The sequence below is a fragment of the Providencia rettgeri genome (assembly GCF_041075285.1).
In the GTDB taxonomy this organism is placed as follows: Bacteria; Pseudomonadota; Gammaproteobacteria; order Enterobacterales; family Enterobacteriaceae; genus Providencia; species Providencia rettgeri_G.
On record NZ_CP163512.1, the window covers coordinates 1,593,245 to 1,619,839 of the forward strand.

A 26,595-nucleotide genomic window follows, 5' to 3' on the forward strand; every position below is an offset into this window, starting at 1 on the left:
TGCGCACATTGTTCAACCCAACAAAAAATAAGGAGGCTAATTTATGCTGTTGTGTGATCTCATTGAATATTCACACTTCTTTGGTAATCGCCAAGGCTCAGGCTTTCACAGTTTTATACTGCGATAACCCTGCCTGAGCGAAGCCGTAAAGAAACCTTCCTCAGCTTACTGGGTTGTCGTTATGACTATCCATGGCATTGCTATGCCTAAAATTCGAGTAAGCTATGAGCACTTTATTATCTGTAAAATCATTAAATTATGACATTTCTACCCACTCGCTTTTAAATGATGTTTCATTCACCTTACAACAAGGTGACCGCATCGGTTTAATTGGACACAATGGCAGTGGAAAAAGTACCTTATTGAAGCTACTTACCCAGCAACTTGTCCCTAACAGTGGTCACATTATTTACGCAAACCACTGCGTGACTGCGTATATTGAACAGCATTTACCTGAAGACGTTGCCCAACTGACACTCATTGATACCCTTGTGCAAAAAATCCCAGAGCAAGATCGACTCACTGAGCGCTGGCGGGCGGAAGTATTATTGTCTGAATTAGGTTTTATCCCCCAACAGTGGGAACAAAAAGCCAATGAATTGAGTGGCGGCCAACACACTCGGCTACTTTTAGGGCGTGCTTTAATTGAACAACCTGATCTGTTGCTGTTAGATGAGCCCAGTAACCATCTGGATTTGCCTACCCTAATTTGGTTAGGGAATTTCCTTCAGTCTTGGAAAGGTAGCTTTGTTCTCGTTTCTCACGATCAAGCGTTACTGGATAAAGTGACTAACTGTACGTGGGTTTTACGTGATAAGTCGTTACTTTTCTATCGGTTACCCTGTAGTGAAGCACGCCTTGCCATAGCCGAAAAAGACAAAACAGATGAAAAACGTAATCAAGTGGAACAAAAAGAGATTGACCGAATTGCTTCCAGTGCAAAACGCTTAGCAATTTGGGGCCACGTTTATGATAACGAAGGCCTTTCTCGTAAAGCTAAACAAATGGAAAAACACATTGATAGGCTCAAAGAGTCTCAAACTGAATTAACTGAAGGCTATCAATGGACATTAGCCCTAAATGGTAAATCCATTCAGGCTGATCGTGTTTTAGAACTCGACGGAACCGAAGTTTCAACACCAACGGGTGAACGTTTGTTTACCACCAAGTTCCATCAGGTAAAAAGCGGTGACCGCATCGCCATTATGGGCGCAAATGGTTGTGGTAAATCAACTTTATTGCGCCTTCTTTGGCAGCATTATCAACATGATTTACGCAACACCAAACAGCTAAAGTTTCACCCAACCATTCGTGCTGGATATTATGATCAGCAACTAGAACAGTTAAACGACAACGATAGCTTGTTGGATGCGCTCCGCCCTTTTGCATCTATCACGGATGAACAACGTAAAATGGCTCTTATCGGTGCTGGGTTCGCTTATACGCGTCACCAACAAACCGTTGCAACACTCAGTGGTGGTGAACGTGCGCGACTGCTGTTTATTGGTCTGAGTCTGGCTCAATATGAGCTCATCTTATTAGATGAACCAACAAACCACCTTGATCTTGAAGGAAAAGAAGCGCTTAGTGAGCAAATTAGCCAGTTTTCTGGTGCATTACTGGTGGTCAGCCACGATAGGTGGCTAATTGAAAACAGTTGCCAACGTTTTTGGTTTATTGATGAGAATCGATTAGAGGAATACCACAATATTGATGATATTTATCATAAAATTGAAGGAGTAGCGCAATCTAACAGTTATACCGAGACTGTTGCTGACGACAATGCCGTTGAAGCTCACCCTCCGGTCATTTCACATGAAGATGAATTGTTGGAGAAATTATTGGTTTTAGAGGAAAAATTACAGGCTGATAAGCAACGTAAATTAAGTCATCAAAAACCACAATTACAGCAACAATGGAGTGATGAAATCGCACAGATACACGCGCAACTGGGATTATAAGTTTACCCCCTGATGACTTAGGTAACAGTAGGTTGGATAGGTTTTGAAAACAAACTAGGAAAATCAACTCATTGATTTTCGCCTAATAACACAAAGTGGGAAAAAACACGTTTTTTTCCCACTTGATTAATAACCTCATCCCCTGATAACGACTGTGTTTAAGGGATTTTTTATGTTTATTTAACTTAATATCAAGCCAAGAATATGTAAAGTTTACAAAATCATTATATTTGCTGTTAAAACCATTTGAAGCACCGTCAAAAAATGGGTTTATTTTAAATATGCTTGTTGCCTTATAATAAGACTTAGCAGCCAATTCAATCTGTTATTGAATAAAAATTTTGTAAACCATCTATCTTAATATTTGATTTTCTGTTTTTTCGCACGCTTAAAATAAGACGTTGGTACATTTGGGCAAACGACTTCTTTAAATTTTGCATCCTGCTTACCATTTTCTTCAATTTCATCTTGTGGCAAGGTTTTATCCTGTGCTGTTTTATGATTATCTGTCATATATAAGTGCTCTTTTACTTGAATAATATCGTTAGTTTTTGCCATTTAATTTTCCTTCCATCACTAATGCTGCGTTAACTTCCTCTATCCGTTCAACCGCTCTATTAATGATTTCAACGACTTTCGCCGATTCCTCTTTGCTTAATTGCTGTAAAACAATTTTATGTCTTAACAGGGATTTAAATTTATCCACTGCACACTCAATTTCATTAGCAAATTGATTACCCGCCTTAAGTTCTTGTGCATAGTTTAACTTTAGTCTAACTTCAGCCAAAATATCTGCTTTTGATAGTAAAAAACACCGACCTTCAGGTGTAATAGTAAAACACTTACGCCCTTTATCGTTTTCTTTTCCCGCAATAATAAAGCCTAGCTCTTCTAATAACGTTAACGTGGGGTAAATAACACCCGGGCTTGGGCAGTAAAAACCTGCTGTTTCCTCAGAAATTCTTTTGATCAGCTCATAGCCGTAATTTATTCCCCCGGTCAGTAAGTGCAGAATGTATATTCTTAACTGCTTAGGGTTAAACATTCGACTCAAGCCCTTGCCGTTACATAAACAAGGATCAGGTTGTTGCGCGTTTGCCATTCAAATTCTCAGTGGTTGTTTTGATATCAAAACCGATATATCGAATATAATAGTCACTTTTACGAAAAACACCAGCTTTAGATATATCTGTTTTTGTGCATAATGTGCTAATGATAATCATTCTTAGTTGGATTATACGCATTGAAAAAACAGAAATCAGTGATTATTGTGCTGTAAATTATCTGAATCACTTGATTCTGAACATAAAAAAACCAGTCAGTTAGACTGGTTTATCTTACAAGGTCGTTATTAACCGATATCAGGCAAGATGTTAAAAACAATACCAAGTTGAACACCAATCACGATAATTCCACATAAAAAGACGATCAGTAGACCAATGGAACCACCTAATACTTGATAGCGGCGTTGATTCAGTGCGCGGGACTTAAATGCCATAGCACTTGGCAATAATAACGCAAGAATTGATAAGGCTATGGCTGCATACCCCAGTGCCATAACAAAACCTTTCGGGTAAAATAATGCAAATATTAATGGCGGGCCAAACGTCAATAACCCCGTTTGCAGTCGCCCTGCCGCATTATCCTGTCGTTTAAATAAATCGGCTAAAAAGTCAAATAAGCCTAATGCAACGCCTAAAAATGAGGTAGCTAGTGCCAAACTCATAAACATTTGAGCGACTAATTCAGTACGACCTGATTGTGCAACATCTTTAATCGCATCTAATAAGCCATTAAGCCCTGCATTTTCCGCCAAAATCCCGACAAACGTTGTGGTACCAATACTCCCCAATGTAGCAATCTGCCATAAAATATAAGCAATAAGAGGAATAGCACTACCAATAATAAAGATAATTCGCAGTCTTTTAACGTCTCCCCCCATATATTTCACAATACTCGGCACACTACCGTGAAAACCAAACGACGTAAAAAATACAGGGATCGCAGATAAAATCAGGACTTTCTCAGTTGGCTCAGACAATAAATTTTGTTGTTCTACGTGTGGCATCATTAATGCCAAAATAATAACCAAGAAAATGATTTTTGCAGTGAATAGTATGCGGTTAATAAAATCTACTGATGAAGTACCAAAACACACGACACCACCACCAATAATTGTAAAGAGTATAATGCCCATCCAATCCGCCATTTCAACTGCAAAACTGCTTTTTAGATTTGACGTAATAATTTCACCAGCCCCACTCACATAAGCCGCAGTTAACGCATACATAAGGAACATCATGCTAAAACCAGTAATAAATTTACCGCCGGCCCCTAAATAGCGTTGTGCCACACTGCCAATCCCGTCCTCATGGGACTCATGCTGGTAAACTTCCACCAAGAGCAGCGCGGTATAGCACATCAACGCCCACAGCGCTAAGAGCATCGCTAAACTAACTAAAAAACCGTTACCTGCCGCAGCAATTGGCATTGCTAGCATCCCAGCACCAATTGTCGTACCTGCAACAATAAAAACACTACCCAATGTGCGATTTTTCATATTGAGATCCTAACAAATTAATAAGAGGATAATTTATAATTGGAATGCGTAATTTTGTTTTCTTCATCAATGAGTTGTTGTAGTTTTTCTTCGAAAATAGCGGTTAATGCGTCCCAATAATTTTCAAAGTACAGCTTGTCACGCAGGCAATGAGTCATAACCGCGGCGCGTAAAATATACACAGACCGAACCTTATGCCACTCACTATCAGCAAAGTTAGCATCTCGACACAAACTCAATGGATTATCACCGTATTCCTCATAGGTTAATGACGTCGATGAGGTTAAAAAGTTATTTGAATATGTTCGACCCGCCGCATAGGAACACATTTCATACAGGCGTTTATTTAAACGATTTTGTTTTTCTAAGGAAGGATTACCTAATTCGCGGAACATAAAGTTAATCATGTGAAAATCAGGTGAAGGCATCGCTATCATTGTAAATTTGCGCCCATCAATATGGAATGGCTGACATTGATTTATCTTTTCAATCATCCAATTCGCGGTTGTGATCCCCGCGGCGAGCACTTTGCCATACCCTAAAAAGTTCAATGGCACTAACCGATGTGCAGCCCAAACAGCAGCTGCCGTTGCGCCCGCTTTTGAGCCCTCCATTATCGATGAGCCTAAAACCACATTTTGCAGTTTGTCTGATTTGCGATGTTTTTCCTGAACTTCTTCAAACACATATGCTGCATGATATGAGATCAAATCAACAATGCGCTTATCTTTCATGCAAATGGCACCAGCTGCATAGGGGATAAAACCTACTTTGTGAGGGTCAACCGTAATGGAATCAACTTGGTTTAGCGCTTTAAAGCTTTCATAAACGTCAGCTTTTGGCCAGATAACATCTTTCGGAAAAATACCTTCATCGTGATAACGTTGAACAAGGGCATCATATTCCATAAACTGATTGTTCTCATCACGGAACATTGCGCAAGCGTAACCGGCATAGGCCGCATCAACATGCACATAAAAAGATACGCCGTATCGCTCCTCACAATCACGACGCAAATCAATAACCGCTTTCACATTATCAATGGCACCCGTTTCTGTGGTACCGACAACCGCAACCACCGCTAAAATTGGTTCACCTTGTTCTATAAGGGAAAATACGGTTTCACGCATTTTTTGTACATCAGTACGGTAACTAGCATCTACAGGTAGCTGCACAATATTTTGTTGCCCAAGCCCCAAAATATCCATCGCCTTCATCCAAGAGTAGTGTTTAGATTGCGGTACTAATAACTTACCCAGTTTATGCTGTGGTATTCCAACACCACGAGCAGTTAATGCCCTAATCTCCTCAAAGATATTTAGTTTTTTTAGTTCATCAATAAGTTCTAAAACGACAACCACGGGTAAATTAAGCAATTCTTGCTCTGATTTGCCAATCAGTAAATGCTTGGATTTTTCATGTTGGGCAATGGCTAGCGGTAAACTTTTCAGGTTTCTTGCAACCCATAACCCTTCATAATTAGCAACCGTTCCTCCCGATGTGATATGACCCCATGATTGCCCCACATCAAAACCAAACATACTACACAAATCTAAACCTGCCTCTATTTCTAAGGTGGTAGTCGTCGGTGATGCTTCTTGGGTACAATTATTAGGGTTGTACATCATCGCCATCACATAGGCGAGATTTGAAACCATGAGTGTATCCGCGTTCATATGACCCATATAACGTGGAGAGAACCAGGGTACAGACGTACTTTTTAACTTTGAAGATAGTTGATTGAGGATACTTTCGGTTCGATACAGCGTATCTCTGTATTCTGGCTCATAGCGGTCAACAGCGGTAATATGCTCAGGATCTTCCGGATGATAGCTTGAACGCCAATGCATATGTTCTGTAACAGAATATTCCATCATCTCTTTAAAAAAAACTGCATTTTCAGATTTTGGACCTAAAAAAAGTGCATCCACATTCATTTTTGAATTGTTAAAATTATTCATTTTACCACACCTTCAAATTACAATTAATTAACATTAATTGTACTTAAGTTTATTCACTTAATATCATTGGAAAGTGCATAACGGATTGTGTTTATATAAAAGATATCAATATATTAATGATGTACATTTAAAAATATCATTTAAGTATTATTTATTGATAAACAAGCCGTTAATGGCCAACTTGCTTATAGGTATAATCCATTTTTATTTAATTATTAACAAACTAATCATAATTTTGTTTGGAATTGTGGGCGGGCACAAAAAATCAAAATTTAGTTAGCTGTAAAGAGATATTTACGCTAAAAAGACTTGATAATGTAAATTTTTTGTTATAGAGAAGTGTGTTTTCACTACCCTCTTAAGAGGAATAGAAGGTAGTGATTTTTATACAAATAAATCTTCAATTATTTGTTTGTTAGTACTATTTTCCCGATAAGCTCACCAGATTCCATATATTCATGAGCCTCTTTCACTTTTGATAATGCATAGCATTTGTTAATTATTGGTTTAATTTTACCATTTTGCAACATTGGCCAAACTTGCGATTGAAGCTCTCTGGTTATCTGTGCTTTTTCCTCAATAGAGCGCGAGCGCATAGTTGACCCCGTATGTGTTAATCGTTTGACCATTAGAGGCATCATGTTAAGTTGCTCTGGGTTTCCTTTCATCATGCCAATTTGAATGATTCGAGCAAATTTTGCTGCGACTAAGTAATTTTTCGCCACATAATCCCCACCAATAATATCAATCACCATATCCACGCCACGTGATAATGTGAAGGTTTTTGTCGCTTCGACAAAATCATCAGTTCGGTAGTTAATAATACAATCTGCACCTAGCGCTTTCGCTACACTTGCCTTTTCTTCTGAACCGACAGTCGTGATCACGGTAGCACCGATAGCCTTAGCAAGTTGGATAGCCACACTACCTATTCCCGATGTTCCACCATGGATAAGGACGGTTTCATCTTCTTTCAGTTGCCCTATTTGGCACATATTTGCCCAAACTGTAAAAAGGTTTTCAGGAATAGCAGCACCTTCAATAAACGATAAATTACCAAGTGGCAATGCAATATCTTTATGTACTAAACAATATTCGGCATAACCTCCTCCAGCCACCAAAGCACAAAGCCTGTCACCTAATTGCCAATTATCAACATCGTCCGCTTTTGCGACAACCGTTCCAGCAATCTCCAATCCCATAATTGGGGAGGCATCAGGCGGTGGAGGGTAAGAGCCTTTTCGCTGAAAGATATCCGGACGATTAACCCCCGCCGCTTCTACTTTTACAAGTAAATATCCTGCAGAAATTCTGGGTAACGGTTTTTCAATTAATTGCAATTTTTCAGGGCCGCCCGGTTCTATAATATTGACAACCGTCATTGCGGTTGGTAAAGGCTGCTGAACATGAGTCATCATGGTCTCCTTTTTGAGGCTAATTTGAAAAATTGATATTCATAAATTTATTTTTGTGTTAAATTAATGCTAATTAGTTTAATAAATCGTGCGTTAAAAATGCATTTTTAAGTATTAATTCTGATGATGATGTAAGTCATCTTTTTATTGTTTAGGTAGCAATATTTAATCTATATCAAACATAATATTTAATAATCTGCATTAATTTAGCATTTATGTCTAAAATAACTAACTTGATGCTCCCTACACATCTGGCTATTTTGTCTAATTAGCCAACTCTGTCATATATTACTACTTACCAGCCGCCTTATCTTATGTTAAAATTGACTCATATCAATAATTTTAACTTGATTGAGCATTTAATATGATCCCAGAAAAAAGAGTTGTTCGTCGCATCCAGTCTGGTGGTTGTGCAATTCATTGTCAGGACTGCAGTATTAGTCAACTTTGCATTCCTTTCACACTGAATGAACATGAACTGGATCAACTTGATAATATCATTGAACGTAAAAAACCCATTCAAAAAGGCCAAGCGCTATTTAAGGCTGGGGACGAATTACGTTCTTTATATGCTATCCGCTCAGGCACCATTAAAAGCTACACTATAACTGAAGAAGGTGATGAGCAAATCACAGGTTTCCATTTAGCCGGTGATCTTGTTGGTTTTGATGCCATTATTCATACACAGCACCCAAGTTTCGCACAAGCACTTGAAACATCAATGGTTTGTGAAATTCCATTTGAAACGTTAGATGATTTATCTGGCAAAATGCCTAATCTGCGTCAACAAATTATGCGTTTAATGAGTGGCGAGATTAAAGGTGATCAAGAAATGATCCTTTTATTATCCAAGAAAAACGCAGAAGAGCGATTAGCGGCATTTATTCTTAATCTATCTCATCGTTTCGCTGAACGTGGTTTTTCACCAAGAGAATTTAGATTAACCATGACCCGTGGTGATATCGGTAATTATCTCGGTTTAACGGTTGAAACCATCAGCCGTCTATTAGGTCGATTCCAAAAAAGTGGTATGCTTAGCGTTAAAGGTAAGTACATCACAATTGAAGATATGGCTAAACTGACTGATATTGCAGGTAAAGTTTCAGCTATCACTTGCTAACATCCCCAAACGGATCACATTAATCGTGATCCGTTTTCGTTTTTTTTTCCAGATTTCTTGCCTATTTAACGCCAATATCTTAGTTTATCTATATGGAAATATCCGTGTATCGAGAGGATTTCAATATGGCAAACTATAAAAACCTGCTAGTTGCAATTGACCCAAATCAGGATGATCAACCTGCATTAAGACGTGCTGTCTACATCGTGCAGCGTAATGGTGGACGGATAAAAGCATTTTTACCCATCTATGATTTATCTTATGACATGACAACGTTACTCTCCCCCGAAGAGCGTAACGCCATGCGTAAAGGTGTAATCAGCCAAAAAGCGGCGTGGATTAAACAGCAAGCCCATTTTTACCTCGAAGCAGGTATTGATATCGAAATTAAAGTCATTTGGCATAACAAGCCTTATGAGGCCATTATTCAAGAAGTTATTAGTGGTGAACACGATTTGCTGTTAAAAATGGCGCACCAAACAGATAATTTCGAATCCATTATCTTCACCCCTCTAGATTGGCATTTACTCCGAAAATGCCCTTGCCCAGTTTGGATGGTAAAAGATAAAGTCTGGCCCGATCACGGTTCTGTCGTGGTGGCCGTTAACTTATCAAATGAAGAATCCTACCATGACGACTTAAATATTAAGTTAGTCGAAAAAACACGCGATTTGGCCACGCGCATTATTAAGGAACAAGAAATCCATCTTGTCAGTGCCTACCCTGTCGCGCCAATGAATATTGCCATTGAGCTCCCTGATTTTGACCCAAGCCTATACAATAATGCCCTGCGCGGTCAGCATTTGATTGCGATGAAAGAGTTAAGGCAACGATTCAGCATCGATGAAAAATATACTCACGTGCGTGAAGGGTTGCCGGAAAAAATTATCCCCGAAATGTGTGAGGAATTACATGCAGGTGTAGTTGTGCTCGGTATTTTAGGCCGTACAGGTTTATCCGCCGCATTCTTAGGAAACACTGCTGAACATGTGATTGATAAACTCAAATGTGACTTGCTAGCAATCAAACCTGATGGATTTGTTTGTCCTGTTAATGCCGCTGATGATGATTAATCTGTCATCTAAACTATGAATAATGAAAAATGGGGTTACTGGCATAAGCCAATAACCCCATAATGCGTTCTAAATACTCATCAATTACAATGCGCGTAAAATAGCATCAACGCTGTCTTTAGCATCACCAAACAACATTTGGGTGTTTTCTTTAAAGAATAATGGGTTTTGCACACCTGCATATCCCGTATTCATCGAACGTTTGAACACCACCACATTATTGGCTTTCCAAACTTCCAGCACTGGCATACCCGCAATTGGGCTGTTTGGATCTTCTTGTGCTGCTGGGTTAACCGTATCGTTCGCCCCAATCACCAATACAGTATCAGTATCAGAGAAATCGTCATTAATTTCATCCATTTCCAACACAATATCATAAGGGACTTTTGCTTCTGCTAATAATACGTTCATATGGCCGGGTAAACGCCCTGCAACCGGATGAATACCAAAACGCACATTAATACCGCGTTCGCGCAGTTTGGTAGTAATATCAGCAACGGGATATTGGGCTTGTGCAACCGCCATACCATAGCCCGGCGTGATGATCACCGATGTCGAATTTTTCAACATTTCGGCGACTTCTTCAGCGGTACTTTCTCGGTATTCACCGACTTCCTCTTCTGCACCTGTTGAAGAACCATCTGTACCAAAGCCCCCGGCTATCACACTGAGAAATGAACGGTTCATCGCCTTACACATAATGTAAGACAGAATAGCACCAGATGAGCCGACTAACGCCCCTGTGACAATCAGCAAGTCATTGCTTAACATGAAACCTGCTGCTGCCGCTGCCCAACCTGAATAGGAGTTCAGCATCGAAACGACCACTGGCATATCTGCACCACCGATAGAGGCCACTAAGTGCCAACCAAAGGCTAATGCAATTACCGTCATGATTAACATTAAGAAAACCTGCAAACCAACGCTCTGCGTCTTAACGAAAATCACTAATAGAATAAATGAAATAGCCAGCGCAGCTAGGTTTAATTTATGGCGGTTTGGCAGCATCATCGGTTTAGATGACATTTTTCCTGACAATTTACCATAAGCCACAACTGACCCTGTAAAGGTGACCGCACCGATGAAGATACCAAGGAAAACTTCTGTTAAATGAATATTTTCCATCACAACATCAGTGTAAGTCTCACTTGCGATAAAACTATTGAAACCAACTAATACTGCCGCTAAACCGACGAAGCTATGTAAAATAGCAACCAGCTCTGGCATTTCGGTCATTTCAACTTTTTTCGCTAAACGAATACCAATAACAGCGCCAATAACCATCGCAATGATCATCCAGCCCACATTGGCACTGTGAGGCCCTAAAATGGTGGCAATAAGCGCAATTGCCATACCAATCACGCCATAAGTGTTCCCACGTTGAGAACTTTCATGACGTGATAGCCCTGCTAGGCTGAAAATAAATAGGATAGCAGCAACAATATACGCTGCTGTCACAATTCCACTCGACAACATAAGTTACCCCTTATCCTTTACGAAACATTTTTAACATACGTTGGGTTACTGTAAACCCACCGAAAATATTGATACTTGCGATCAATATGGCAATAAAGGATAAGAAGCTTACCCAGCCGCCACTGCCGATTTGCAGTAGCGCACCAACAACAATGATCCCTGAAATCGCATTGGTGACGGACATCAGTGGTGTATGCAACGCGTGGGTTACATTCCAAACCACGTAGTAGCCGACAACACAAGCGAGGGCAAATACCGTAAAGTGCGATAAAAACTCTTTCGGTGCAGAGTTAGCAAACCAGCCGAAAAGAATAATGGCTAATGCCATCAAACCGTATTTCAATGCTGGCGACATTTTCTTCTCAGGCGCTTTAACTTTTTCCTCCGCTTTCGGTTTCGCCTGCGGCTGAGCAGATACCTGAATTGGTGGGGCTGGCCAAGTAATTTCACCCTGTTTGATGACCGTTACGCCACGAATAACAAGGTCATCGAAATCAATATTAATTTCACCATCTTTTTCTTTACACAATAATTTCATCAAATTAACAAGGTTAGTACCATATAATTGCGAAGATTGTGTGGGTAAGCGACTTGGCAAATCGGTGTAACCAATAATTTTAACACCATTATCAGTCACCACTAATTTATCCGCTTGTGTTAGTTCGCAGTTACCCCCCGTTTGGGCCGCTAAATCCACAATAACACTACCCGGTTTCATTGATTCAACCATCTCTTTGGTGATCAATCTTGGTGCCGGTTTCCCAGGGATCAACGCTGTCGTGACAATGATGTCTACATCTTTTGCTTGGGCTGCAAACAATTCCATCTCCGCCTTAATAAAGGCCTCAGACATCACTTTTGCATAACCATCACCGCTACCTGCTTCTTCTTTGAAATCTAATTCAAGGAATTCAGCGCCCATACTTTGGACTTGCTCTTTTACCTCTGGACGAGTGTCGAATGCACGCACAATCGCGCCGAGGCTACCTGCTGCACCTATTGCGGCAAGCCCTGCAACCCCTGCGCCAATAATCATGACTTTCGCTGGCGGAACTTTACCGGCCGCAGTTATTTGCCCAGTAAAGAAACGTCCAAATTCATGTGCCGCTTCCACAATAGCACGATACCCTGCAATATTTGCCATTGAACTAAGCGCATCCAGTGATTGTGCACGTGAAATGCGAGGCACAGCATCCATTGCCATCACGTTAATATTACGTGCTTTTAAAGCCTCCATTAGCTCAGCATTCTGTGCTGGCCAAATAAAACTCACCAATGTTGCCCCTTCTTTTAACAGCGGAATTTCATCTGCAAGTGGTGCGTTGACTTTAAAAACAATATCTGCGGCAAAGGCCGTGTCACGATCGACAATTTCGGCCCCTGCTTGCTCATAAGCGATATCATCAAAACTTGCTAAATGCCCCGCGTTGTTTTCGACACAAACAGAAAAACCCAACTTCAGGAGTTGAGTGACTGTCGAAGGTGTAGCAGCAACGCGCGCTTCATTGGCAAGTCGTTCTCTTGGTATACCAATACGCATAATGTTCCCTTTTTAAAGCCTAGTGTAATGTTGTTTATAGGGTGTTTGCTAAAATAATGACCATCATCACAGAGAAAAGTCTTATTTTGTGCATAAAACAGATTTTAAATGTTCTAATAACCTACTGAAAATATGCTTCTTGATCCATAATTGATCACGATTCTTAGACAGTAAATGGAATTCGCAGTGAAAATCTTAGTTTTAGGTCAATAAAATACTGGATACTTTTAAAAATCTGGTAAATTTGACTAGTCAATAATTATTTATTTCTTATAAAAAGAAAATCATGAGACAACAGGCTCAGTTACGTGTAATAATCACGTACATGTGATACAACTAAGATTCAGCACGTTTATAATAAATTGCGCAAGGCGGAAGGATTTTGTATGAAGCTGAAAACTACGGCCATCGCAGCCGCGATGTTATCATTAACTAGTATAACTGCTACTCAGGCGGCTGTTGAATTGACGCCAAAACAGGCTACTGAATTAAAACCTTATGAGCGTATAACAGTCACCGGGCGCTTTAATGCTATCTATGAAGCATCCGATGCCGTCTCCCGTAGGGCTGATAAAATGGGGGCGTATGCCTTTTTCATTCAAAGCCTTGACGATATAGGCGATAGCGGCAACATGCGTGTTGTTGCTGATGTCTATGCCAAAGATGCACCAAGTGTCGATGAGCCAAAACGCCGTGTATTCGGTGGTGTGGAAGAAATGTCTAAAACCGACGCCGCACAGTACGAACCATTTGATACTGTCACTATAAGTGGTTTTTACCCTTCTCAACCTGATTTATATGAAGCTATCGCGAAAAAAGCACTCGAAAAGAATGCGGCTTCATTCTATGTCGTTCGCAACATCGCAATGAATGATGGCGGAAATACATTAGCAACAGCTTATATCTATAAGAAAGACGCGCCAAAACGCCAAGTTCTTAATGAAGACGCTGTTGTGCCAGCCGATTCAGATGCTGGGCGTGCCATGTTAGCTGAAGGTGGTGAAGCCGCTAAAAAAGTCCGCATCCCTGGAGTGGCATCCTCGGAAGAACCAACAGTTGCTGTTGGGCGTTTCTTTGAAACATCAAGCAGCCAACCAGGACGTACTAGCGTCACTTTACCAAGTGGCTATGTGATTGAAGAAGTCAATAAAACCGCTGCTGCGCAGATGGTGCCATTTGACTCCATCACCTTCTCTGGTTACTACACCAATACGCCTGAAGTACGTTACCAAATCGCAAAACGTGCAGAAGCTAAAGGTGCAAAATATTTCCATATCACGAGAGAATGGCAGTCTAATGGTGGAAGCGTTACGATCAGTGCCGACCTATTTAAATAATAAATAGCCCACTCATCTAAAAACCAGTCTAGTTCCCTAGGCTGGTTTTTTTCGATCAAATGATGGCAGATGGCTTTTTTATCCCATTTCTTATCTCCCTTTTCTACACATTATACAAAAGTGAATAAATCACTCAAAAAAATGCATATTTTCCCATTGCATATCGAGCATTTCATTCGTAGAATCCACCACTCAAATTATGGCAGTTAAAGTCACTAAATTATTTAACCTTGCCAGTTAAACCCATTACAACAATGACAGTTTTAACGTCATTTTAACTTTTGATTGCTGAACACTCAGGATTTACTTTGAAAAATACGTTAAGCCTCACTGCGTTAACCGCCCTTGTTCTTAGTTCAATGGTTGGTGCAGGTGTATTTAGTCTTCCTCAGAATATGGCAGAAGTGGCTAGCCCGCTGGCTTTAATCATAGGATGGTCTATTACAGGCATTGGTATCTTATTTCTCGCTTTTGCACTTTTACTGCTATCACGCATCCGTCCTGATTTGGATGGCGGTATTTTTACCTATGCGAAAGTCGGCTTTGGCGAACTGGTGGGTTTTTGTTCCGCATGGGGTTACTGGCTTTGTGCCGTTGTAGCAAACGTCTCTTACTTGGTTATCGTATTTGCGGCGATCAGTTTTTTCACCGATTCCCCTGATAACATCATTTTTGGTGACGGGAATACTTGGCAAGCCTTAATTGGTGAGTCTGTTCTACTTTGGTTTGTTCACTATTTAGTGCTACGTGGCGTACAAACTGCTGCGGGCATTAATAAGTTAGCCACAATGGCGAAACTGGTGCCCCTAGGATTATTTATCATCTTAGCATTTTTTGCGTTTAAATTAGATGTTTTTAATGCTGATTTCAGTGGCATAGAACTCAAAATACCTGTTTGGCAACAGGTAAAAGACACCATGTTAATTACGCTTTGGGTATTTATTGGTATTGAGGGGGCGGTAGTTGTTTCTGCACGCGCCAGAAACCGCCGTGACGTTGGTTTAGCAACAATATTTGCTGTTAGCTCTGCCCTTATCATTTATATACTTGTCACGTTATTGTCACTTGGCATCATGCCTCGCGCTGAGCTGGCTGAAATCAAGAACCCATCGATGGCCACATTAATGGTTGATTTAATTGGTTCCAGTGGTGACATTATCATCGCAGCGGGGTTAATTATCTCTGTTTGTGGGGCGTACCTAAGCTGGACGATTATGGCGGCTGAGGTACCGTATATTGCAGCGCAGTACCAATCTTTCCCTAAAGTTTTCAATAAACTAAATAAAAATGATGCCCCTTCTTCATCCTTGTGGTTAACAAATGGTGCAGTACAGCTCTCGCTGGTTCTAATTTGGCTCAGTGGCAGCAATTATAATACACTTCTCACTATTGCCTCTGAAATGATCCTTGTGCCCTATTTCTTGGTTGGTGCATTCTTAATGAAAGTGGCATTTGAGAGGCACAGCAAAGCGTTATTACTGGTTGGGCTCATTGCCAGCCTGTATGGCCTATGGCTACTCTATGCCTCTGGGTTAATCAATCTGATGTTGTCTGTTGTATTATACGCGCCGGGGATATTGGTATTTTTCTATGCACGGCAACAACAAAACAGTAAAGCGCCATTAAAATTCATTGAGACTGCCATGGCATTTGCCATCATGGTTACAGCTTTCCCGGCACTCTATTATTTAGTCTCTTAACCCCTCAAAAGAGGGCGAATTAAGCCCTCGTTGTCAGTGTTAACAAAGTGGGATAAAAACGTAATGCATGTCAATTAAGCAATAAAAAATCCGTAACCTAGGGATGATTACGGATTTTTGCAGTACTGTAGGATCGTTCAACTCATTATTTAGTTCTTAACTGATCGGCATTAGGATAAAAACGTGTTTTTCCCACTTTGTGTGATTAGCCGAAAATTCATCCGGTGATTTGTGAGTCTCATTTCCAATCCTATCTAACCTGCTGCCAAGCATATGATGTTTATTCTCTGTCTAATAGCGCATTATTAACATCATTGCCCCAAACCTGTGTCACTGAGTAAAGTTTACAACCCTACAGATGAGATGCACTTTATTGCATGTCATGACGCAATTGTTCAAATAACACCTCTACCGGCCTATTCAATAGCGAATTTATAAGAATTAATTTTGTACCCATCAGTTCGTCATAAGTGCCAATGGTTTTGCAGCACCTTCTATTCGATAAACACCAAGTTCAAATTTTACTGAGGCTTACCCACCCTACACAACAAGCATTCCCCTCTAGCTATCCCCTTTTTTACACTGGTTAGCCAACAGGCTGTTGTACTAACTCAAGTGCTATTATTATTTATTAAACCTAACAGTATGTTGTAACTAAACCGACCACATTTAAAGCTAGTGGTTTTATGTTTAAGACGCTAACGCGACTTAAACTGGCTAATGCCATAATAAAAAACCGCTTCTCACCAGCTAGTAAGAAGCGGTTTTACCCAACGAAATCCCAAAATTTTGTCAAAGTTTTTGTGACAAACTTTCCATTGTTTGAATAATCCGTTTATCCGAAATAGGATATGGGGTTCCTAATTGTTGAGCAAAAAGGCTAATTCGTAGCTCTTCAATCATCCAACGGATTTCCAGTACTTCTGGCATATTCTTTTGAATAGGCGTGAGTTTGGCTAACCACTGTTGCCACATATTTTGCACATGCTCAACCTTACTCATTTGCGCCCGATCACGATTTGGGTCCGTCGCCAATTTCTCAAGACGCCGTTCAATACCATTTAAATAACGCAATACATCCGGTAAACGCTTCCAGCCATGAGCAGTAACAAAGCCTTTAAAGACTAAATTCCCCATCTGGGCTTTTAGATCAGATAGTGCTAACGCCATGGAAAAATCAACCCGCCCTTTTAAACGTTTGTTAATGGCAAACACCGCACTGAGGATTTGTTCAACTTGTTTGGCAATATTCACCACGACATCATTTAACTCCGCACGAGCAAACTCTTTGAGTTTTTCAAATTGGACTTCATCCCACACTGTGCCACCAAAGTTAGCAATCAACTGGTCAACCCCACAAGCGATGCAGTCATCAATAAGATCTAGTACTTTACCGTAGGGATTAAAATACAAACCTAATTTTGATTTATTCGGTAATTTTTCATGTAAGTATTTAATCGGCGAAGGAATATTAAGCAACAATAACCGACGAACACCACGCCACATGGCTTGTTGCTGTTCAAACTCCGTTTCAAATACCCGAATGCCGACACTATTTTTCTCATCGACCAAAGCAGGATACGCTTTGACTGAATACCCACCTCGCTTTTGCTCATAACGCTGAGGGAGTTCACCAAAGCTCCAAATATGTAAACCTGACTGCTCAATGCCATCATCAACAACCTCGGAAAGCGTTTCTTGCACTTTTTCCTTTAAATTGTTTTTCAGAATATCGAGATCTTGCCCTTCTGCGATGGTTTTATTCTTATCGCCAATAACACGATAAGTCATTTTTAAATGCACGGGAAGTTGGTCAAGTTGCCACGCTTCACGCTCAACTGTGACTCCCGTCATCCGGCGCAATTCTTTTTCCAGTTTATCTAATACGTTTCCGTCTGGCTCTGGTACTCGTTCAAGAAAAGCAGAGGCATAATTAGGTGCTGGCACAAAATTTCGTCTGATCGGTTTCGGTAATGATTTAATTAATGCCACAATCAATTCGTGACGTAAACCGGGCACCTGCCAGTCAAACCCTATATTTTGTACTTGATTTAATATGGCGAGTGGGATGTGTACTGTCACCCCATCTGCATCAGTTCCAGGTTCAAATTGGTAGCTTAAGCGGAACTTTAAATCTCCCTGATACCAATAATTTGGATAATCAAGTGCTGACACATGACCTGCATCTTCCTTGATTAACATACTTTTTTCAAAATTCAACAAGTCAGCTTGCTGCTTTGATGCCGTTTTCCACCAATGGTCAAAATGACGAGATGAAATAACATCATTAGGAATGCGTTGGTCATAAAAAGCAAACAACGTATCATCATCAACAAGTATGTCACGACGGCGTGATTTATGTTCTAAATCCTCGACTTCTGATAACAGTTTACGATTTTCTTTAAAGAACGCATGACGCGTTGACCAATCCCCTTCAACCAAAGCGTGACGAATAAATAATTCACGACAAAGTAAAGGATCAATATTGCCATAATTGATTTGTCGTGAAGCCACGATCGGCAAACCATACAGTGTCACTTTTTCAGAAGCCATAACCGCACCTTCTGATTTAGACCAATGTGGTTCACTATAGTGATGTTTTGTTAGATGGGTTGCGAGTGGTTCAACCCACTCAACATCAATAGCGGCCGCAATACGCCCCCACAGTTTGGATGTTTCAACCAGTTCGGCTACCATAGTCCATTTAGGGGGTTTCTTGAATAAACCAGACCCCGGAAACAGAGTAAAACGTGCATTTCTTGCTCCGGTAAATTCATGTTTATCAGCATCTTTTTGCCCAATATGTGAGAGTAAACCAGACAATAGTGAAACATGGATCCCACGAAAATCTGCATCAGCGCTGTTAATCGCAAACCCCAGTTCTTTCACCACCTGACGTAACTGCGTATAAAGATCCTGCCATTCACGAATGCGCAAGTAATTGAGAAAGTCTTGGCGACACATTTTTCTAAACTGGGCATTCGAAAGCTGTGTTTGTTGCTCTTTGAGATAATCCCAAAGATTTAAAAACGCCATAAAATCCGATTGTTTATCATGGAAACGGCGGTGCTTTTCATCAGCAGCTTGCTGCTTGTCTAGCGGTCGTTCTCTCGGATCTTGAATCGATAGCGCCGACACAATCACCATTGTTTCACGCACCGCTGCGTGTTTTCGTGCTTCAATGACCATACGCGCCAACCTTGGGTCGACGGGTAATTGAGCGAGTTGCCGCCCCATATCGGTAAGCTGATAACCTTTATCCACTTGTTTATGTGGCTTAATACCACCTAACTCTTCAAGTAATTTCACGCCATCTTGAATATTGCGCTTATCTGGTGCTTCAACAAATGGAAATGCGGTAATATCCCCCAACCCTATGGAGGTCATTTGTAAAATAACAGAGGCTAAATTGGTTCTTAGAATTTCAGGATCGGTAAATTCAGGACGCGAAAGAAAATCTTCCTCTGAATACAATCGAATACAAATACCGTCAGAAACACGCCCACAACGCCCTTTACGCTGGTTTGCTGACGCTTGGGAAATTGCTTCAACGGGTAAACGTTGAACTTTAGTTCGGTAACTGTAGCGACTAATTCGAGCATACCCCGTATCAATAACATATTTAATACCTGGTACGGTTAATGATGTTTCTGCAACGTTGGTTGCTAAAATAATGCGACGTCCACCGTGGGGATGGAAAATTCGGTTTTGCTCACTATTGGACAACCTTGCGAATAATGGCAGAATTTCGGTATGGCGCAACGATAATTTAGATAATGCTTCGGCAGTATCACGGATCTCACGCTCACCACTCATAAATATCAAAATATCGCCATTACCTTCCGTTGATAGCTCATTGACTGCATCAATAATCCCATCAATTTGGTCACGATCGCTATCATTATCATCCCCCATAATCGGGCGATAGCGAACTTCTACAGGATAAGTTCGCCCGGAAACCTCAACAATAGGGGCATGATTAAAATGGTTAGAAAAACGTTCGGGATCGATCGTTGCAGAGGTAATGATGACTTTTAAATCCGGTCGCTTTGGCAATAACTGGCGCAGATAACCTAAAATGAAATCAATATTTAAGCTTCTTTCATGGGCTTCATCGATGATGATGGTATCGTATTGCAGCAGCAATTTGTCATTTTGCAATTCCGCCAGCAAAATCCCATCGGTCATTAATTTCACTTGGGTTGTTTCGCTAACTTGGTCGCTAAAACGTACCTTATACCCCACGGTTGTGCCAAGCTCGCACTCTAATTCGTGTGCAAGGCGCGTTGCAACTGAGCGAGCTGCCAGTCGTCTTGGTTGAGTATGACCAATAAAACCTCGAATACCACGTCCAAGTTCAAGGCAAATTTTCGGAATTTGGGTTGTTTTCCCAGAACCTGTTTCACCTGCAATAATCACCACTTGGTGGTTTTTAATTGCCGTCAAAATAGCCTCTTTCTTTTGGCTAACAGGGAGATTGTCTGGGTAGATAATTTTAGGTGGATTCAGTTTTTTAATGGCAACTTTCTGTTTTGCTGCCTCAATATCTGCTTTAATCACATCCAATACCGCATTGCGTGATTTTTCATCACGAATTTTTGCAATACCTTGAATTCTTTTTTTCAGTAACCACTGGTCACGTAGTGAAGTTTGTCCTATTTCAGCATCTAATGCCGCTAGTATGGATTTCACGCTTTAAATCCTTATTTTTAATCAATTATAATGCACAACGGCCTTTCAATTCGTCGTTTAGCAACAATATCTTGTTTTCGTTTTTAGTTATTGTTATTACATAGATAATACCATCAATTTTTTTGAAGAAGGCTGTCTAATTTTCTTTCTATCAATCAGTTAGCTATCACGTATGATTATACGAAAAGCGATATAAATAAATTTGAGGACCACAATGAGTCACGTATTATTATTGAAATCAAGTATTCTGGCAGATTACTCTCAAAGCAATAAAATGGCCGATTACTTTATTCAACAATGGCAAAAAAAGAATCCTGAGGATACGGTAACGGTTCGAGATCTTGTCAATACGCCTATCCCTGCCATTGATGGAGAAATTTTAGCAGCTTTTGGCCCAGGAGACACGAAAACTGAGCAACAACAAGCACATTTGGACCTGTCCAATACATTAATTGAAGAAATAAAAGCCCATGATGTCATTGTCATCGCTGCACCAATGTATAACTTTACGATTTCTTCACACTTAAAGCATTATTTTGATTTTATTGCGAGATCAGGTCATACATTTAAATATACCGAACAAGGTTCTGTCGGTTTATTGGAAAACAAACGTGCGTTTGTCTTGACCAGTCGCGGAGGAATTTATAAAGATACTCCAGCGGATACCATGGTGCCTTATATGACATTATTTTTAAATTTTCTGGGCATTAAAGATGTTGAATTTATTTTTGCAGAAGGTACAGCTTTGGGCGCAGATTCAGTTGAAAAAGCCCACCAACAAGCTCAACAACACATTGATAACCTTGTTGGCTAAATCAATCATCAAATCAACCTAAACTACCTTTGTTTTACTTTGCGCACGACTTTGTGCGCATTTTTATTTTTTCTTAAGCCACTGCCCATTAATACCTCGGACATATTCGCCAGTGCTTGCCCTCTCGACTAATTTTTGCCCGGCAATTCGCGCGACATCATGTGTTTTAAGGTTATTTTTGGCCGCAATTTCATGGTATTTCTTTTCACGTTCTCGGTTAATTTGCTCGGCTAATTTGGCAGCTTCCGCATTATCGGTATTCACTACTGCTAAGTAGCCTGATAGCGTCTCCCCCACTGCCCCTTGTTCTTTTGCCTCATCCACCGTGAGGGCAAAGACAGAAAATGCACTAAACAATGAACACGCTACTATTGTTTTTATTATTCGGTTCATTTATCGTTGACCTCCCCGAATAAATCACTGTTCTCTTTTAGCAACTCTTCAACTTGCCTGTCTGCTTTTATCTGTATTTCATGCTCTATTTTCACATTCATATTAATATTAATTGGCTTATCTGGCGTAGCAACTTCCACTCGTAAGCATGCCACTAAGAAAAAGGCCATGATAATGACTGCGCTTGTTTTTAACATATCCACGTTATTCCTTAGAACCTTCATAGGTTCTTTTCTAGCCATTCTTCTAAAGAACTACCGAATCGTAAACTACGCCACAATTGAAAAATATTTTCTTCATGTTGATAGTTTAAATGTACTTCCCGTTTTTTCTTTTCTTGAGCATTAAACCCTTCAAGGATCGTTTTCATGGTTAGCTGCCCTAAGTTGGTAATATTCACATCTGTGCGACTACGCTTTATTTCTAAATACTGTAACCAGCCAATCGCCGAGCCAGCAGAAATATTATCTTTCTGAATAGATTCTACAAATTGTGTATCTAATCGTAATGTTAACGGCCCGCTATTTTCTAACCACCCGTGTTTCACTATCCATTCTGGATTATTCAAATAGAATGGAAGTTCACCATTGACTTTGCCTGAAACCGCAAATTGAGACACTTTTAAAATGGTAAATAATTGGCTTAGTTCAATTTGCTGCAACCGGATCGTGGATGCATCTGTTTGTGGCCAGCGTAATAATTCCATCGAAACATCACCCCCTAACATTTTAAATCCAACATTAGTGAGTTTGAGTGGTTTCGCTTCCGTTGGTGGATAGGTTCCAGCTAAGTCTGCTTTGATATCAGTGAGTTCAAATAAATTATTGAGTTTTTTAATTCGCAGTTCTACAGGCGTTTTTCCACCAAGTGTCCACGTACTTTGTTTCAAACGCCAAGGCAACACAAAATTCAAACCTGACAGTTCTCCGTCCTTTAACCAAAGGCTTGTATTTTCAACACGCCAATGCCCACCTGCAATAAACCCATCTTCAGGGGTCATTGAAAAGGCCGCTTGGGAAAATAACTTTCCTTGCCTTAGTTCAAGTCCAAGATCTGCCGGAATTAAGGTTTGAAATGCAGTGACAGACTGTTCAGGCCAACGCGCTTCCCCTCTTAAGCGCTCACCATCCCAACGCCCAAAAATAACAATGGGACCAACCTCTTTTGTACTTAAATCCCCTTTGAGTTGAAACTCAGCGGGTGACTTTCCTTTAATATCTGCATTTATCGTTATTTTTGGTAAGTAACTTTCGGCACCAAATTGCATTCGATTGCTGGTTAGCTGCAATGCACCATTAAAGCTCGCTTTTGTCCTTTCCCTTTGCCACTGTAATGGCTTAGTTAATTGTAAGCGAGGCGCACTCATCGATAATAAGCCATATTTAATTTGGTCAAAGCCAGTCGTCAGATTATTTAACGTAATTAATGTATCTTGCCAACTGCCATTGCCTTTAATATCCCAACGCGCAGCGAGTGAAGGTAATTTGGCACTTCCCCAATAGTTCCAAAACCATTTTCCATTATCAAAAGTAAACTTATTTGCTTTACCATCAAGGTGGATATCAAAATCCCCCCAATACTGTTCTTGGACTTTTAATATTGCTTGTAGCCGGCCCGATATCCCCTCGTCACTTAATGAAGTCCCCGCCAGAGGTAAACGAATTTCCTTTAATAAAATTGTCGGCGATACACGGCCATAAGCCCTTAATAACGATCCTGATAAAAAAGAAATTTTAGCTGATGATAATTGCCCCGAAACCTGCGCGGGTAAATTAATATCAAGGATCATATCGTCATATTTAACTTGCCCGTTTAACTTAAAATTGACGTCAATATTTAATAAATCAAGATGCGTTTCAGGTAGTGTTAATACAATATTTCCTTTGCCTTTCTTCCCTTGCGTTAACATGTTTAAACGCCCCGAAAAAACCATGTCACCTAATGGTTGCTGCCAATTTTTAATTTGAAAGCTCACCCCACCTTCCACGGGTAACCCTGCATCCTCCCATTGCCACTTACCTTGAGAAACGCTAAATGTTGATGAAGACAACGCCCATGGCAAATTAAGCAGTGTTTTTTGCGTATCGGCATCTGTAACAATTAATGCCCCTTTTTCATCTAGCCAAGCTAATTTTGCTTGTAGATATTTTTCAGGGTTTAATAGTTTGAAATTTGCCTCCAACATCCCTTTTTGAGGAAATTGACTCGCAATGAGTGGTAGCTGAACATCGCCTGATAACGTGATTGTTTGCTGCTGTTCAGGTAAAAATGCAGAGAACTCACTGATCAGCAGCTGTTTATCTTTAGTAATTAATGAAGACAACCTTAAATTATCACCTTGGAAGTCAAACATCAGTGGCCTATTTTTATCTGTCTGGCGTAGCCAAATACTGCCTTGATAATCATCCCATGGTTGAACGTTCATTTGCTTAATGACTAAAGAGAACGCCGGAATATTGTCTATTAACTCAGCAATATTGAGCGGTTCCCCTGGTTGCGAGTCATCTAATTCAAGTGTACTCACGCATTCAGTAGCAACATTCGCCTTATCTACAATCAAATGAAGGGGAAAAATGGAAAAACGAATTCCTTGCAAATCAATAAGTTTGCAATTTTTTGCCGTTAAGTTGAGCTCAGAAATATGCAGCTGTCTGTGGATTATTCGTGGATCCGAAAATGCTAATTGAAGTGGCTTTGGTAAGTAATGAGAGGCAATAATAGGAACCCAGCGAGCAGCGGTTATCCATAATATGGCTAAGAGAAGCGCGCTTCCTCCGAAACCCCAGAGTAAAATTTTGCCTGCGCGTTTAAATACCTGCATCAACTGCGTCCTTGTGCGATTTGCTTTGCACCATTATGGTGAAATTTTAATTCAATTTTCATGATATCTGGTTGTCTAAAGAGCATAAACCATATCCAGATGTAAACAGATAGCTATTTTCTTAATTTCTAGGTGATTTACAAACTTAATTGTCTTATTCTGGGTTTATCTTTTGTAGGTACACCATTTTACCTACTATTTTTATTGGTTCCGAATAATTGGAGTCTCTTCAATGAAAATTGTTTCTTATAGTACCAAACAGTATGATCGCAAGCACATGGAGCAAGTTAATCAAGGCTCAGGATTTAATTTTAGTATTGAATATTTTGATTTTCCATTAACGGTTCAAACGGCAAAAAATGCCGTGGGCGCAGACGCTGTTTGTATTTTTGTTAATGATGAAGCAAACCGTGCTGTTTTAGAAGAACTTGCTGCCTTAAATATCCGCATTTTAGCTTTACGCTGCGCTGGATTTAATAATGTTGACCTTGAAGCTGCTAAACAACTCGGCATTGAAGTTGTTCGTGTTCCTGCTTATTCACCTGAAGCCGTTGCAGAACATACTGTTGGGATGATGTTGTGCCTAAATCGTAGGATCCACCGAGCTTACCAACGTACTCGTGATGCAAACTTTTCGCTTGAGGGTTTAACCGGCTTTAACATGCACAATCGCACTGCTGGGATCATCGGAACAGGCAAAATTGGGCAAGCGACTTTGCGCATACTGAAAGGTTTTGGTATGCGTTTACTTGCCCATGACCCCTACCCGAATCAAGCTGTTTTAGATCTTGGGGCGGAATATGTCGACTTAGATACTTTGTATAAACAATCAGATGTTATCTCTCTTCATTGCCCTTTAACCCCTGAAAATCATCATTTACTTGATGAAATTGCGTTCAATAAGATGAAAAAAGGCGTTATGATCATCAATACAAGTCGTGGTGCTTTAATTGATTCTGTCGCTGCAATTAATGCTTTAAAATCACAAAAAATCGGTTCTCTCGGTATGGATGTTTATGAAAACGAACGTGATTTATTTTTTGAAGATAAATCAAATGACGTGATCCAAGATGATGTGTTCCGCCGCCTTTCATCCTGCCACAATGTGTTATTTACCGGCCATCAAGCATTTTTAACAGAGGAAGCACTAACCAGTATTAGTCAAACAACACTGAGTAACATTGACCAGGTTGGTCATGGCAAAGCCTGCCCGAATATTGTCAGTGCTTAATTGGGCGTTGGAACAATGAAACGTTTAATTCCACTGACTCTTTTAGGTTTATTATTAGCCGCTTGCCAAACCCATCAAGTTAATGCAAAGAATGATGACAAAGCAATTCAAAATGCATTAGTTCATCATCGATTTGTTTTAACTGAAGTGGATGGTAAACCGATTAAATCGAAACAAACTGTTCCATACATCGCTTTTGGCGAAAAAATGTTTGTTTCCGCTTCAATGTGCAACGACTTTAATGGATTCGGCAATATAAGTAACGCCAAAATTACCGTTAAAGAGCTAACGAAAACTGAGCTTGAATGTGTTGATGAAGATTTGTCTAAATGGGATACCATGTTGAAACGCATGCTTGCAGAAGGTGCAACGGTTAATATTAAAAATAACCAACTTGTTTTAATTCAGGGACATTACAAATTAGTGTATTCCCTACGTGACTACGTTAATTAGCCGCATTATTTGACTACAAAACCGTACACACTAATCTGCTTTAAAATG

The 26,595-nt window shown here is 40.2% G+C and carries 19 protein-coding genes; 8 read left to right on the forward strand and 11 right to left on the reverse strand.

What is annotated here, in order from left to right; all coding sequences use genetic code 11:
- Window positions 1–224 precede the first annotated feature (224 nt).
- Entirely contained in the window at window positions 225–1,961 is a 1,737-nt protein-coding gene (locus tag AB6N04_RS07240) for an ABC-F family ATP-binding cassette domain-containing protein (protein ID WP_369311214.1), read from the forward strand.
- Window positions 1,962–2,318: 357 nt separating this feature from the next.
- On the opposite strand, the gene AB6N04_RS07245 is transcribed toward AB6N04_RS07240, so the two are convergent.
- The 5 genes from AB6N04_RS07245 to AB6N04_RS07265 all read right to left on the reverse strand — a co-directional run bounded on the left by AB6N04_RS07245 (window position 2,319) and on the right by AB6N04_RS07265 (window position 7,900).
- Complete coding sequence (locus AB6N04_RS07245) at window positions 2,319–2,519, reverse strand: DEAD/DEAH box helicase (RefSeq protein WP_369311215.1); 201 nt, start codon at window positions 2,517–2,519, stop codon at window positions 2,319–2,321.
- On the reverse strand, window positions 2,506–3,063 hold the full coding sequence (locus AB6N04_RS07250; RefSeq protein WP_369311216.1) for a PadR family transcriptional regulator: 558 nt from the start codon (window positions 3,061–3,063) through the stop codon (window positions 2,506–2,508). Before AB6N04_RS07250 ends, AB6N04_RS07245 begins: the two co-directional genes overlap by 14 nt.
- Before the next feature lie 249 nt (window positions 3,064–3,312).
- The gene (gene tyrP / locus AB6N04_RS07255) at window positions 3,313–4,461 is read right to left on the reverse strand and encodes a tyrosine transporter TyrP (protein ID WP_369312031.1); all 1,149 of its coding nucleotides are present in this window, start codon (window positions 4,459–4,461) and stop codon (window positions 3,313–3,315) included.
- 77 nt (window positions 4,462–4,538) lie between these two features.
- Entirely contained in the window at window positions 4,539–6,482 is a 1,944-nt protein-coding gene (locus AB6N04_RS07260; protein ID WP_369311217.1) for an aspartate aminotransferase family protein, read from the reverse strand.
- Window positions 6,483–6,886: 404 nt separating this feature from the next.
- Window positions 6,887–7,900: an NAD(P)H-quinone oxidoreductase gene (locus AB6N04_RS07265; RefSeq protein ID WP_369311218.1), complete on the reverse strand. Its 1,014-nt coding sequence runs from the start codon at window positions 7,898–7,900 to the stop codon at window positions 6,887–6,889.
- A 361-nt stretch (window positions 7,901–8,261) separates the two neighbouring features.
- Here AB6N04_RS07265 and AB6N04_RS07270 point away from each other — a divergent pair, with 361 nt between their 5' ends.
- Complete coding sequence (locus tag AB6N04_RS07270) at window positions 8,262–9,017, forward strand: FNR family transcription factor (RefSeq protein WP_004254821.1); 756 nt, start codon at window positions 8,262–8,264, stop codon at window positions 9,015–9,017.
- 125 nt (window positions 9,018–9,142) lie between these two features.
- The gene (gene uspE, locus AB6N04_RS07275; RefSeq protein WP_369311219.1) at window positions 9,143–10,090 is read left to right on the forward strand and encodes a universal stress protein UspE; all 948 of its coding nucleotides are present in this window, start codon (window positions 9,143–9,145) and stop codon (window positions 10,088–10,090) included.
- 84 nt (window positions 10,091–10,174) lie between these two features.
- On the opposite strand, the gene pntB is transcribed toward uspE, so the two are convergent.
- Window positions 10,175–11,563 carry a Re/Si-specific NAD(P)(+) transhydrogenase subunit beta gene (pntB, locus tag AB6N04_RS07280; RefSeq protein WP_369312033.1) on the reverse strand — a complete coding sequence of 463 codons (1,389 nt, stop codon included), beginning with the start codon at window positions 11,561–11,563 and terminating at the stop codon, window positions 10,175–10,177.
- A 13-nt stretch (window positions 11,564–11,576) separates the two neighbouring features.
- Window positions 11,577–13,106, reverse strand: coding sequence for a Re/Si-specific NAD(P)(+) transhydrogenase subunit alpha (gene pntA / locus AB6N04_RS07285; RefSeq protein WP_369311220.1), 1,530 nt, complete (start codon window positions 13,104–13,106; stop codon window positions 11,577–11,579).
- Window positions 13,107–13,492: 386 nt separating this feature from the next.
- Between pntA and ydgH the strand changes: the two genes are divergently transcribed.
- Both ydgH and AB6N04_RS07295 read left to right on the forward strand, forming a co-directional pair.
- Entirely contained in the window at window positions 13,493–14,443 is a 951-nt protein-coding gene (ydgH, locus tag AB6N04_RS07290) for a DUF1471 family protein YdgH (protein WP_369311221.1), read from the forward strand.
- A gap of 308 nt (window positions 14,444–14,751) precedes the next feature.
- Window positions 14,752–16,143, forward strand: a complete 1,392-nt coding sequence (locus tag AB6N04_RS07295) for an amino acid permease (RefSeq protein ID WP_369311222.1) — start codon at window positions 14,752–14,754, stop codon at window positions 16,141–16,143.
- A gap of 792 nt (window positions 16,144–16,935) precedes the next feature.
- On the opposite strand, the gene hrpA is transcribed toward AB6N04_RS07295, so the two are convergent.
- Entirely contained in the window at window positions 16,936–20,835 is a 3,900-nt protein-coding gene (gene hrpA / locus AB6N04_RS07300; protein ID WP_369311223.1) for an ATP-dependent RNA helicase HrpA, read from the reverse strand.
- A 214-nt stretch (window positions 20,836–21,049) separates the two neighbouring features.
- Here hrpA and AB6N04_RS07305 point away from each other — a divergent pair, with 214 nt between their 5' ends.
- A complete protein-coding gene (locus tag AB6N04_RS07305; protein ID WP_369311224.1) occupies window positions 21,050–21,649 on the forward strand; it encodes an FMN-dependent NADH-azoreductase in 600 nt (199 codons plus the stop codon).
- 63 nt (window positions 21,650–21,712) lie between these two features.
- Here AB6N04_RS07305 and AB6N04_RS07310 read toward each other — a convergent pair whose 3' ends face one another.
- Genes AB6N04_RS07310 through AB6N04_RS07320 form a run of 3 tightly spaced genes read right to left on the reverse strand, consistent with a single transcriptional unit; the run spans window position 21,713 to window position 24,863 of the window.
- Window positions 21,713–22,042: a YdbL family protein gene (locus AB6N04_RS07310; RefSeq protein ID WP_369311225.1), complete on the reverse strand. Its 330-nt coding sequence runs from the start codon at window positions 22,040–22,042 to the stop codon at window positions 21,713–21,715.
- On the reverse strand, window positions 22,039–22,239 hold the full coding sequence (locus AB6N04_RS07315; protein WP_369311226.1) for a YnbE family lipoprotein: 201 nt from the start codon (window positions 22,237–22,239) through the stop codon (window positions 22,039–22,041). Before AB6N04_RS07315 ends, AB6N04_RS07310 begins: the two co-directional genes overlap by 4 nt.
- A 23-nt stretch (window positions 22,240–22,262) precedes the next feature.
- Window positions 22,263–24,863 (reverse strand): YdbH family protein, encoded by a 2,601-nt coding sequence (locus AB6N04_RS07320; RefSeq protein WP_369311227.1) that lies wholly within the window; start codon window positions 24,861–24,863, stop codon window positions 22,263–22,265.
- Window positions 24,864–25,095: 232 nt separating this feature from the next.
- Here AB6N04_RS07320 and AB6N04_RS07325 point away from each other — a divergent pair, with 232 nt between their 5' ends.
- Both AB6N04_RS07325 and AB6N04_RS07330 read left to right on the forward strand, forming a co-directional pair.
- Window positions 25,096–26,094 (forward strand): 2-hydroxyacid dehydrogenase, encoded by a 999-nt coding sequence (locus AB6N04_RS07325; RefSeq protein WP_369311228.1) that lies wholly within the window; start codon window positions 25,096–25,098, stop codon window positions 26,092–26,094.
- 15 nt (window positions 26,095–26,109) lie between these two features.
- The gene (locus tag AB6N04_RS07330; protein WP_369311229.1) at window positions 26,110–26,547 is read left to right on the forward strand and encodes an META domain-containing protein; all 438 of its coding nucleotides are present in this window, start codon (window positions 26,110–26,112) and stop codon (window positions 26,545–26,547) included.
- Window positions 26,548–26,595 lie beyond the last annotated feature (48 nt).